13 protein-coding genes and 3 tRNA genes are annotated in these 11,145 nt (G+C 66.7%); 6 read left to right on the top strand and 10 right to left on the bottom strand.

What is annotated here, in order from left to right; genetic code table 11:
• From soxC to AC30N0_RS16690, 5 genes are all read right to left on the bottom strand, one after another.
• Window positions 1-1,346, bottom strand: a 1,346-nt coding sequence (gene soxC, locus AC30N0_RS16710) for a sulfite dehydrogenase (RefSeq protein WP_489519024.1), incomplete at its 3' end; no start/stop codon positions are given.
• A gap of 17 nt (window positions 1,347-1,363) precedes the next feature.
• Entirely contained in the window at window positions 1,364-1,705 is a 342-nt protein-coding gene (locus tag AC30N0_RS16705) for an ArsR/SmtB family transcription factor (protein ID WP_489519023.1), read from the bottom strand.
• 545 nt (window positions 1,706-2,250) lie between these two features.
• A complete protein-coding gene (locus tag AC30N0_RS16700; RefSeq protein ID WP_489519022.1) occupies window positions 2,251-2,805 on the bottom strand; it encodes a DUF6691 family protein in 555 nt (184 codons plus the stop codon).
• The gene (locus AC30N0_RS16695) at window positions 2,805-3,341 is read right to left on the bottom strand and encodes a YeeE/YedE thiosulfate transporter family protein (RefSeq protein ID WP_489519021.1); all 537 of its coding nucleotides are present in this window, start codon (window positions 3,339-3,341) and stop codon (window positions 2,805-2,807) included. Before AC30N0_RS16695 ends, AC30N0_RS16700 begins: the two co-directional genes overlap by 1 nt.
• Window positions 3,338-4,774, bottom strand: a complete 1,437-nt coding sequence (locus AC30N0_RS16690) for a rhodanese-like domain-containing protein (protein ID WP_489519020.1) — start codon at window positions 4,772-4,774, stop codon at window positions 3,338-3,340. The genes AC30N0_RS16695 and AC30N0_RS16690 overlap by 4 nt, the downstream gene beginning before the upstream one ends.
• A 337-nt stretch (window positions 4,775-5,111) precedes the next feature.
• On the opposite strand from AC30N0_RS16690, the gene AC30N0_RS16685 reads away from it, so the two are divergent.
• From AC30N0_RS16685 to AC30N0_RS16660, 6 genes are all read left to right on the top strand, one after another.
• Window positions 5,112-5,861, top strand: coding sequence for an MBL fold metallo-hydrolase (locus AC30N0_RS16685; protein WP_489519019.1), 750 nt, complete (start codon window positions 5,112-5,114; stop codon window positions 5,859-5,861).
• Between the two features lie 7 nt (window positions 5,862-5,868).
• Window positions 5,869-6,267 (top strand): metalloregulator ArsR/SmtB family transcription factor, encoded by a 399-nt coding sequence (locus tag AC30N0_RS16680; RefSeq protein ID WP_489519018.1) that lies wholly within the window; start codon window positions 5,869-5,871, stop codon window positions 6,265-6,267.
• Window positions 6,264-6,704, top strand: coding sequence for a YeeE/YedE family protein (locus AC30N0_RS16675; RefSeq protein WP_489519017.1), 441 nt, complete (start codon window positions 6,264-6,266; stop codon window positions 6,702-6,704). Before AC30N0_RS16680 ends, AC30N0_RS16675 begins: the two co-directional genes overlap by 4 nt.
• 11 nt (window positions 6,705-6,715) lie before the next feature.
• Window positions 6,716-7,141, top strand: coding sequence for a DUF6691 family protein (locus tag AC30N0_RS16670; RefSeq protein ID WP_489519016.1), 426 nt, complete (start codon window positions 6,716-6,718; stop codon window positions 7,139-7,141).
• A gap of 15 nt (window positions 7,142-7,156) precedes the next feature.
• Window positions 7,157-7,960: a sulfite exporter TauE/SafE family protein gene (locus AC30N0_RS16665; protein WP_489519015.1), complete on the top strand. Its 804-nt coding sequence runs from the start codon at window positions 7,157-7,159 to the stop codon at window positions 7,958-7,960.
• 121 nt (window positions 7,961-8,081) lie between these two features.
• On the top strand, window positions 8,082-8,939 hold the full coding sequence (locus AC30N0_RS16660; protein WP_489519014.1) for a TlpA family protein disulfide reductase: 858 nt from the start codon (window positions 8,082-8,084) through the stop codon (window positions 8,937-8,939).
• A 144-nt stretch (window positions 8,940-9,083) separates the two neighbouring features.
• On the opposite strand, the gene AC30N0_RS16655 is transcribed toward AC30N0_RS16660, so the two are convergent.
• The 5 genes from AC30N0_RS16655 to AC30N0_RS16635 all read right to left on the bottom strand — a co-directional run.
• A tRNA-Asp gene (locus AC30N0_RS16655) sits at window positions 9,084-9,160 on the bottom strand.
• 34 nt (window positions 9,161-9,194) lie between these two features.
• Window positions 9,195-9,270 (bottom strand) — tRNA-Glu (locus AC30N0_RS16650).
• A 48-nt stretch (window positions 9,271-9,318) separates the two neighbouring features.
• Window positions 9,319-9,391: transfer RNA gene (locus tag AC30N0_RS16645), tRNA-Ala, on the bottom strand.
• A 27-nt stretch (window positions 9,392-9,418) separates the two neighbouring features.
• Window positions 9,419-10,867, bottom strand: a complete 1,449-nt coding sequence (gene gltX / locus AC30N0_RS16640; protein WP_489519013.1) for a glutamate--tRNA ligase — start codon at window positions 10,865-10,867, stop codon at window positions 9,419-9,421.
• A partial coding sequence (locus AC30N0_RS16635; protein WP_489519012.1) for a PLP-dependent transferase occupies window positions 10,864-11,145 on the bottom strand: 282 nt, incomplete at its 5' end. The genes AC30N0_RS16635 and gltX, both read right to left, overlap by 4 nt.

Below are 11,145 nucleotides of genomic sequence, written 5' to 3'. Positions count from 1 at the left end.
CTCTCCTGGATCAACCACGTCTGCACCGAGTTGTTGTGATAGATCGAGCGGGTGCCCCGGACCGCACGCAGTTGTCGGTAAGTGGGCTGAACGTACCCGGTGTCGTCGGTGGCGCGGCTCTGCACAAGAGCCGGCTTGCCGTCCCAGATCCAGTCGGAGTTGAATCGGGTCAGGCACTTAGAGAGGACAGGCGTCTCGAGGCGAGCCATCCGCCAGTTGCGACCTCCATCGACCGAGACGTCCACCCGCTTGATCTTTCCCCGACCCGACCATGCGAGCCCGCTGATGCTGTAGAAGCCCTTGTCCAGCAGAACCTGGCCGCCCGACGGCGTGGTGACGACGCTCTTGCATTCCTGCGTGCTGGTGTACTGGCGATGCTGGCCACCCGGCATCAGGTCGATGTAGTGAATGGTCTCGTCCTTGGCGCCGTAGGGCTTGTCACCCACCTCGACCCGGCGCAGGTACTTCACCCAGCTCACACCCTGAACGCCGGGCACCACCAGGCGCAGGGGATAGCCGTTCTCCGGCCGCAACATCTCGCCGTTCTGGCCGTATGCGACGAAGACCTCGCCGTTCTCGACCAGTTCCATCGGCACGGTCCGTGTCATGGACGATCCATCCGCACCTTCGGCCAGCACGAAGCGGCCGGTCTTGTAGTCGACACCGCACATCTCGAACAGGGTGCGCAGCGGCACCCCGGTGAATTCAGAGCAGCTGAGCATCCCGTGCGTGTACTGGCAAGTCGGCACGGCGACGTTGCCCCACTCCATGCCGGTGTTGGCGCCGCACTCGATGAAGTGAAATCGTGACACCGACGGCAGGCGCATGAGCTCGTCCATCGTGAACACCCGGGGAGCCTTGACGATGCGCTCGTCGGAGCCATTGACCATCAGCCGGTGCTTGCTCGGGTCGACGTCCCACCATCCCTGATGGTGCCGTTCGAAGTGAAGACCGCTCGGCGTGACGATGCCGAAGAGGGACTGCAAGGGCGCGAACGACACTGATGCTTGGGTGGTCTGCGTGAGGCCGGGACTGCGCCGTCGCTGCACGTTGGCCTCGTACTTGGAAGGCTTGCCGTAGCCGTCGGTGACCACAGGCTGGCCCAGTCCCTTGCTGTGCGCAGGCAGCTCCAGGATGTTGGGATCGCCGCCATCGCTCGGCACCGGGTTGGATGTCGCCAGGGCCAGCGGTGCGGCGGCCGCGGCGCCGGCAGCCGCGAATGCGCTGCGGATGAAATCTCGCCGCCCCTTCTTCCCTTCGGCGAGGACACGGCGAATGCCCGTCGGGTCCAGGAAACTTTCCGGCGCCTTGAGCAGGCGTCCCGGCCTGTCGGTGTCAGGATTCACAGGCCCTCCACTCGACATCAGGAACGTGGTCGATCGGCTGCAACAACGCGACGGGACCGTGCTCTTGCAAGTTCCTCATCGCCGCACAGCGCGTCGCACAACAGCAGTACACGCTCGCTGGAGATGCTGTAGTACATCTGCGATCCCTCGCGGCGCCGGGCGACCAACCCGCCGCGGTAGAGGATTCCGAGGTGCTGTGAAATGTTGGGTTGCCGCGTTCCCACCCTGTCCAGCAGCTCGCCCACGTTCTTCTCGCCGTCGCAGAGCTCATGCACGATGCGAAGACGCGTCGGCGTCGACAACAGTGCGAAGAGCGCCGCGGTCGCCTCGAAGACACGATCGGGAGTGGTGTCGCTCATGGAACCAGATATCATCTTTCACTAATATAAGCTTATGCGGAATTATTCCTCTAGCGGGGAAACCCGCGACCCGTTTCGGCCAGGGCGTCGGCGCGGGGGGCTTGCCGCGTTTCGGTTTCGCAAAGCCCACCGATACGTGAGGAACCATCTGCAAGCGATCAAGCAGTACGGACAGTCGAGCGGCTCGCCCATCGTGATCGTCGCGCATGGCAACCAGCTGGATGCGTTCTCGCGCCTGAACCGCGCTGCGTATCCTGACATGCATGAACGGCTCAAGGCACTGAGAGACGCCGGCGCTCGCTCCAAATCTGCAGCAACGCAGCACGTTCAAGAGGCTACGAGCCCGACGAGTTCTACGATGTGCTCACCGTCGTCGCGGCTGCCGTCATCGAGATCCCCAAATGGCAGAACGAGGGTTACAGCTATATGTACGCCAATTGGTTCCGCGCCTGACGCGAGGAATCATCAGCCAACACCCGGAGCTGCGCTAGGACCGAAGCCCAGCGAAGACCCTGGGGCGGTGACTGCGGTAGTCCCACGAACTGTCACCTCGGCAGCCCTGCCCCGTCCTCGGCCAATCTGCCCTCTTGCGTAGCGCGGGGGCGAACCACAATGTCGAGCGGTCCCGTGGCCCGAGGACGGGTGCCGCCCGCTATGGTCACCCGCCCGAGGGACCCGGCCTCGAGCGCCTTCTTCAATCGGGGATAGATGGCGACAAAAGCGGTGGCCGCCGCCAACATGCCGGCCATCGCCCAAGCCCCTTCGCGGCGCCCGCTGCCCACGGCCGCTGCGGCTGTGCCCGGACAGTAGCCCGATAGCGCCATTCCGGCCCCGAACAGGACCGCGCCGCCGACGAGACCCACCGGGTTCATCGGTTTCGGCTCCTCGGTCGTCAACCCGCGGCGGTGCAGCCAGTGATGGCCGAGTGCGCCGACCGCCACGGCCGTGCCCATCGTCTTGGCGACACGCGCGTCGTCGCCCGTCAACTGCCCGACGATCGTCCGCGAGTCGGCCAGCCCGCCGCGCTGCAGCAGCGCACCGAACACCATGCCGGTCGCCATGCCGAGCGCGTTGCGCGCGCTCTCGCCCATCTCAGCCATCAGACCTCCCCGCGCCGGCGCTTGGCGGCGCGCGCGCGTCGCGCCAGCAGCGATCCAACTCCGAACATCAGAGGCGTGAACAACCAACTCGAGGCGGCGCCCTGCGCGGTCCCCGACAGCGCGTGTCCGCTGGTGCAGCCGTCGGCCATGCGCGCGCCAAACATCAGCATGGCACCTCCGGCCGCGCTGGCGAGCGGCGAACGGCTCGGTTGCCTGCCGGGCCGATCATCTGCCAGCATGTTGCGGCGGCCCGTTCGCGCAGCCGCCATGCCACCGAGGATCGTGCCGAGCACGAGCCACGCCTCCCAGTTGAACTTGGGCGGCTCCTTGCGGGCGTCGACGTAGTCATTCAGGTGCACGGCATCTGGCGCCAGCCGGCGCGCGGCAAGCGCCGCCGAGTTCTCGTAAGCGCCACTGACGCCGATGCCCTTGCCAAAGGCCGCGAACGCGCCGATGTTGAGCAGCCCGATTGCAGCCCCGATCAGGTAGGGCGACGGGCCGGACTCAGTCGCGAAATGGGGGCGATGCGTGTTCATCGGCGCGGGCCCTCGACGTTGGGAGTCGTCACCGAATGCTCGGAAGAGCCGACATCCATGCGACGCTCGAGCCGCTTCCACGCGTCCATGCCGCCGAGCAGGTTGCGCACGTCGCGCGCGCCGCGGCGCAGCAGCATGCTGGCCGCCAGGCTCGCGCGGTGGCCGACGGCGCAGGTTACAACCAGCGCGGCATCGGGATCGAACGACGGACGCAGTCGATCGAGCTCCCGTTCGACGTAGCCGACGTACAGGTGCGAGGCGCCGGGAATGTGCCCCTCGGTCTCGAACTCGCGGTCATCGCGCACGTCGAGCACGCGCAGATCCCCCCGCCTGTCAACGTCGATGCGGCCGGGCTCGACGGTGCCGACGCCGGCCATCGGCAGCCCGTGATCGCGCCAAGCTTCGAAACTGCCTGCGAGCACGCCTTCGACATGGTCGAGGCCGACCCGCCCGAGCGCCTTCACCGCATCCTCCAACGCCGTGTCCGCGTCATCGACCACCAGGAAGATCGGCGACCCGGGCTCGGCGACCCAGCCAGCGAAGACAGGCAGCCCGTCGGACCAGATACTGTACGAGCCGGGCACGTGACCTCCGGCAAAGGCTTCCGGCAGGCGCAAATCGAACACGACCCCGCGACGGGACTCCGCCTGGAATTCCTTCGGTTGCAGCACCCGCACGGCGCTGGCCGAGGTGAGCGGCCCCATCCCACCCTTCGAATTCACCTGCTCCATGTGCCGGAAGTAGGGCGGGCGTGGAATGCGTTCATCCACCTTGGCCTGCACGAAGGCCCGCCGCGACCGCACGAACACCGGGTTGTAGCGACGTTCCAGTCCGATCGTCGAATCGTCGCGCTCGGCGATCTCGCCCCCGCAAACAGATCCCGAACCGTGCGCTGGTAGCACGATCGTCTGGTCACCCAGCGGGAGGAGCTTCGTGTGCACCGCATCGTAGAGTTGCCCGGCATGCTCCGCGGTCTGCGATGGCTCGGTCAGGTCGGTCCGACCGGCCTCGCCGATGAACAGCGTGTCGCCGGTGAACACCCCCCACGCATGATCGGGCGCGTCGTCGAGGTAGACCGCGTAACACATGCTCTCCGGCGTGTGACCGGGCGTGTGCAGCGCGACGATGCGGACGCCCTTGGCGATCTGGAACCCTTCGCCGTCGTCGAGCCGGATGTCACCGTGGCCAAAGTCTTTGCCGCGCCCGTTGACGACCTTGGCACCGCACTGGCGGGCCAGCTCGGCCGAGCCCATCACGAAGTCCTCCTGGCGATGGGTCTCGATCGCGTACTTGATCGTCACCTTGTGCTTGCGCGCCAGCGTCAGGTATTCGGCAACGTCACGCCGCGGATCGATCACCGCCGCCTCTCCCTGGTTGCCGATCAGGTATGCGACGTGGGCGATTCCGGGCGTCTTGATTCTCTGGAAGATCATCGAGCGATGATGAGGACTGGCGCGGGCCGACGCTGTAGGACACGGCCACAAGCTGTCGTAGTGACGGCGTCGGCGCCGGCCCCGCGGGACCGCAAGGCGATTAATTCATCGCGAGTCCTGAGTGAACGAGAAGTGCCTTCAACCTTTGCACTACCGAACAAAAGCCCCTCGACAGTACATATGAGCCTTATGATATATCATCTTATGTAATATAACTCAGTGAAGCGTGTCGACCACGGCTCGATTGCTAGTGCGCGACCTTGGGAGTACTGAACCTCGCCGGGTCGACGCTGACCTTTCACCCCACGTGGCGCTGCTGCACTTGACGAGGACTCCGATGATCTTCCGCCAACTGTCCGAACCGATCTCGAACACCTACACCTATCTGCTCGGTTGCGAGACGACAGGCGAGGCGGTCCTGATCGACCCCGTGGTCAACGCGATCGACCGCGACCTCGAGGTGCTCCAGTCGCTCGGCCTAAAGCTGGCCTACACGGTCGACACCCACATCCATGCTGACCACATCACGGCCGCGCTGCATTTGAAGGAGCGGGTCGGCAGCAAGATCGTCGCCCCGGCGGTTGACCGACTGCCCTGCATCGATGTGGGGATGGAGGAAGGCGTCCCCTTTCATGTCGGCAGCATCCGACTGGATCCGATCCACACACCGGGCCATACCGATGGTCATTTCGCCTACCGGTCGGAAGATCGCCTGTTCAGCGGCGATGCCTTGCTCATCGACGGCTGCGGCCGGACTGACTTCCAAAATGGCGATGCGGAGTCCCTGTACCGAAGCGTGACCGAGAAGTTGTTCAAGCTTCCCGAGGAGGTGCTGGTCTACCCGGCGCACGACTACCAGGGCCGGCGGGTGTCTTCCATCGGTCAGGAGAAGCGGCGCAACCCGCGGCTAGGGCATGGCCGTACCCTCGACGAGTTCAAGGCGATCATGGCTGGGCTCGACCTGCCCTATCCCAAGTTCATCGACTACGCCGTACCTGGGAATCGCCTTTGCGGCGTCTGCCCGGAGGATCTGCCCGAACAGATGCGGCAGTACTGCGAGCGGATGGAAAACAGCCCGCAAGGTTGAACGCCCGATGAACAAACCGCTCTTGTCCAAACTGGTCCCGGCTTCCGCAGCGGAGGTGCCGCCAGCAAACCTGGCAAGCGCCGCCGCGGAGGCCGCGACACTGCTCAAGGCCTTGGCCAATCCGGATCGCCTGCTGCTGCTTTGCAGTCTCGTCGAGGGCGAATGCAACGTGTCGGCACTGGAAACACTGACCGGCATACGTCAGCCGACGCTGTCTCAGCAGCTGGGCGTCTTGCGCGAGGAAGGGCTTGTCGAGACGCGCCGCGAGGGCAAGTTCATCTTTTACAGGATCGCCTCGGCACCCGCACTGGCGGTGCTGCACACGCTCTATGAAGCCTTTTGCCGCCCGGTAAAGAGCCCCCCTCCGAGGCGGGGTCCAGCCACAACACAGGAATCCCGTCGATGAACATCGATTACGTGCACTTCACGCCCTGGGCCTCCCTCATCGGCGGTCTCCTCATCGGCCTCAGCGCGACGCTCTATGTCCTTGGACTCGGCCGCATCGCCGGCATCGCCGGCATCGTCGGCACGGCGTTGCAGGGGCTGATGCGCGGATCCTTGCGAGGACAGGCGGCACGCCTCTGGTTCCTGATCGGCATGGTTGCAGCGCCGGGACTCTGGGTTCTCTTCCGGCCACTCCCGGCGATGACCTCCGTCGCCGGCACGGGCACGCTGGTCGTTGCGGGGCTGCTGGTGGGCGTCGGTGTCCGCATGGGCAACGGATGCACGAGCGGCCATGGCGTCTGTGGACTCAGCCGGTTCTCGCCGCGCTCGCTGGCAAACGTCGTGACCTTCATGGCCGCTGGCGTGATCGCGGTCTACGTCGTCAAGCACCTGCTTTGACAGGAGGCTCCATGAAGATCTTCATTTCCGTGATCAGCGGCCTGTTGTTCGGTGTGGGGCTGATTGCCGGCGGCATGACCGATCCCACCAAAGTCCAGGGCTTCCTCGACCTGTTCGGTCGCTGGGATCCGAGCCTGGCATTCGTCATGGGCGGCGCCATCCTCGTCGGCATTGCCGGCTTCGCGATCGCAGGCCGTCGCCAACTCGCGTGGTCAGGAGAGGCGATCGAGCTGCCCAAGAGCCGAATCGTCGACGCCCGGCTGCTTGCAGGCGGCGCCCTCTTCGGCATCGGCTGGGGCCTGGGCGGACTTTGTCCAGGGCCGGCGATGACCGCGCTCGGTGCCGGTTTCGTGCCCGCGGCGTGGTTCGTCGTCGCGATGCTGATCGGCATGTGGCTGCACGACCGGTTCCTCGGCTCGCTGTTCGCGAAGAGCTGAGTCGAGGTCCGCTTCATGCTCCTTTCTCTCGTGCTCGGCACGCTCGTGGGCACGGTCCTGGGCCTGACCGGCGCCGGCGGCGGCATCCTCGCGGTGCCCGCCCTGGTTGTCGGGCTGGGCTGGACGATGCAACAGGCGGCGCCGGTGGCGCTGATCGCCGTGGCAGGAGGTGCCAGCATCGGCGCAATGGAGGGGTTTCGTCGCAAGTTGGTTCGCTATCGCGCCGCCGCGTTGATGGCGGCCACCGGGATTCCAGTCACGGCCCTGGGGATACGCGCAGCGCATGCAATGTCTCAACGGGTGCTCCTAACGCTCTTTGCGGCGGTCATGCTGCTGGCGGCCGTTCGGCTGCTGGCGCAGGCCTCCAAGGGAATGCCTGCAGAAGCGCACTCGCCATCGACCTTCGGGCGAATCGACGTGCAGACCGGGCGCTTCGTGTGGACGCAACTCACCACCCTGCTTCTTGCCGGCATCGGCGCACTGACCGGCTTCCTGACCGGCCTGCTGGGAGTCGGCGGCGGTTTCGTCATCGTCCCGTTGCTGCGCCGGTTCACCGAGCTCTCGATGCACAGCATCGTCGCGACCTCCTTGATGGTCATCGCAATCGTCGGCATGGGCGGCGTGCTCACTGCGGTGTTCCACGGTGCGGACCTTCCACTCGGGCTGACTCTTCTGTTCACGGCCGCCATCGCTGGCGGCATGCTGGCGGGGCGCTACGCCTCGAACCGGCTGTCGGCGACGCACGTGCAGGTCGGATTCGCGATCGTCCTCCTGTTCGTCGCCATTGGCTTGCTGGTCAAGGTGGCACTGGGCGTCTGATGCGCGACGCTTGCTTTGCCCGGTGCCGATGGGCCTCCACTCCCGACGGAATTCCGCGCGCCGACACACGGTCTTTGGCCTTTACGGCGGAATGCCAGCGTCTCTCGGCCTCCAGGCGCTCATGACACGGACCCTGCAGATCGGACCCCTCGCGCTCCCCTACGGGCTGCTCGTGACGATGTCCGCCATCGGCGGCGGCTGGTTCATCGCCACGCGCCTGGCGCGCAAGTCGGGCATCGATGCCGAGCCGGTCCTGACCCGCATGCTGCTGGTCGGGGTGGTCGCCGCGCGACTGGCTTTCGTCTTGCAATGGCGCGGGCCGTACTTCGACGCGCCGCTCTCGATTCTGGACATCCGCGACGGCGGCTGGGACGCTGCCGCGGGCCTTGCCGCAGCCGGCCTCTTTGGTTTCTATCGGATGCGCAGGCTCCCTGAGTTGCGCAGACCCATGTTCGCCGCCGTGCTGACTACCGGCTTGATCTGGGCGCTGGGAAGCTTCGCGCTCACGATGGGGGCGCGCGATGCGGTACCTTTGCCACCACTGAGCCTGAGCACGCTCGACGGTCGCACCGAGCGACTCGACGGATTCGTCGGCAAGCCCACGGTGGTCAATCTCTGGGCCACCTGGTGTCCGCCTTGCCGGCGCGAGATGCCGGTGCTCCAGCAGGCCCAGGGCGCGAACCCTGACGTGAATTTCGTTTTCATCAACCAGGGCGAAACGCCGGCTGTCGTCCAAGGGTTCCTGGACCAACGGAAGCTCGCCCTGCAAAACGTGCTCGTCGACGAGCGACTGCAGGCCGGCTCGGCGCTCGGCCACCGCGCGCTGCCCACGACGCTCTTCTTCGACGCGCGCGGGCAGCTCGTCGCTACACGGATCGGCGAGCTGTCGCAGGCCACCCTGGCCCAGCGCCTGAGCGAGCTGCGCGCCGCGGGCTCGCCAGGCAAACCATTCACTTCAGGGGGATCGACCCATGACTGAGGAAACCTCTTCCGCGGGCAGACGCCCGGCGTGGCGTTCCGGACCAACGCGTCAGTAAAGCGGCACGGGGAAACGACGACGCCCGGTTTTACCGGGCGTCGTTGCTGATTCGCGGACTTCTTTGGGCCTTGCCGAATCTATTTCTGGCGGAGTGGACGGGGCTCGAACCCGCGACCCCCGGCGTGACAGGCCGGTATTCTAACCAACTGAACTACCACTCCTGGTACTTCGAAAACTCGTGCCAGCCTCTGAAGGTGGCGTCCCCTAGGGGATTCGAACCCCTGTAATCACCGTGAAAGGGTGGTGTCCTAGGCCTCTAGACGAAGGGGACTGAACTCTCTCCTGGCCGGCTTCGGCGGCGCGGCTCCATCGTATCGTGTGGAGGTAAGCGGGATCGAACCGCTGACCTCTTGCATGCCATGCAAGCGCTCTCCCAGCTGAGCTATACCCCCGTCGAAAAATCTGTGCGAAGCCCGAGATTATAGCGAGCCGGACGCCGGCGCAGCCTGCAACCGGTCGAGCACCGTCTGGCGCGGGAAGACCTCGAGGACGGCGTCGAGCGAGGGCGTCTGCGCACGGCCGCAGACGAGCACCCGGACCGCCGGCGCCAGCTGCGGCATCTTGAGGCCGTGGCCGGCGAGTGTCTCCTTGACGGCGAGGGCGATGGCTGCTTTCGTCCACTCGACGCCGGCGAGCTTGCCGCGCAGGGTCGCGACGGCCGGACGGACGGCCTCGGTGACATGCGCGGCCACGTCGCCCGGGCTCGGCGATACCGGGGCGAAGACGACGGCGAGCCATTCGGCAAGGTCGGCGCCGGTGCTGCAGCGGTCGCGGAAGACCGCGCTGGCACGCAGGATGGCGGCATCGTCGGCCGGGCCCACGACGCCGCGGCGGGCGAGCTGCGACCGGGCAAGCGCCAGCAAGGCGGCCTCGGGAAGCACCTTGAGGTAGTGGGCATTGACCCAGTCGAGCTTGGCCGCGTCCCACTGGGCCGGGCTCTTCGAGAGGTGGCTGCCGTCGAACCATTCGACGAGCTGCTCGCGGCCAAAGAGCTCCTCGTCGCCGTGGCTCCAGCCGAGGCGCGCCAGGTAGTTCAGCATGGCCTCGGGCAGGTAGCCCTTCTCCTCGTACTCGGTGACGCTGACCGCACCGCGTCGCTTCGACAGCTTCTGCCCGTCGCTGCCGAGGATCACCGGCACGTGCGCGAAGACCGGGAGCGGCGCGCCGAGGGCGTGGAAGATGTTGATCTGCCACGGCGTGTTGTTGACGTGCTCGTCGCCGCGGAAGACGTGGCTGATGCGCATGTCCCAGTCGTCGACGACGACGGCGAAGTTGTAGGTCGGCACGCCGTCGGCGCGGACGATGACGAGGTCGTCGATCTCCTGGTTGGAGATGCTGATCTGCCCCTTGACGAGGTCGTCCCAGGTGACGACGCCGTCCGGCGGGTTGCGGAAGCGGATCACCGGCGTCACGCCTTCGGGCACCGGCGGGAGCGTCTTGCCGGGCCCGGGTCGCCACCGGCCGTCGTAGAGCGTCTTCTCGCCGCGCGCGCGCTGCGCGTCGCGCATGGCCTCTAGCTCGGCCGGGCTGGCGTAGCAGCGGTAGGCGCGGCCGGAATCGAGCAACGCCGCCGCGACCTCGCGGTAGCGCTCGAGCCGCTGCATCTGGTAGACCGGCCCGTCGTCGTAGCCGAGGCCGAGCCAGTGCATCGCTGCGAGGATCTGCTCCACGGACGCCTGCGTCGAGCGGGCGACGTCGGTGTCCTCGATGCGCAGGACGAAGTCGCCGCCGTGGTGGCGCGCGAACGCCCACGAGAACAGCGCCGTGCGTGCCGTGCCGAGATGCAGGAACCCGGTCGGCGACGGCGCGATCCGGGTCCGGACGCGCTGCCCGGGCGGCAGCGCCGGGGCGGCGTGCGGACCGCTCACGATGCGACCAGCCCGCGCGCGAGGTCGGCCTGGATGTCGGCGACGTCGTCCAGGCCCATGGCGATGCGGATCATTCCCTGGGAGATCCCGGCGGCCTGGCGCTGCGCCTCGGTCAGCCGCCCGTGCGAGGTGCTCGCGGGGTGCGTGATCGTCGTTTTGGTGTCGCCGAGGTTGGCGGTGATCGAGCAGACGCGGGTCGCGTCGATCACCTCGAAGGCGCGCCGGCGCGCCGCCGCCGCGCCCTCCCCTCCCGGCGCCGCGACGACGAAGGAGACGAC

Origin of the sequence: Rhizobacter sp. (genome assembly GCF_031412495.1) — a bacterium.
In the GTDB taxonomy this organism is placed as follows: domain Bacteria; phylum Pseudomonadota; class Gammaproteobacteria; order Burkholderiales; family Burkholderiaceae_C; genus Schlegelella_A.
Note: the sequence above shows the minus strand (reverse complement) of the source record. Positions and strands in the feature narration are given on the sequence as shown.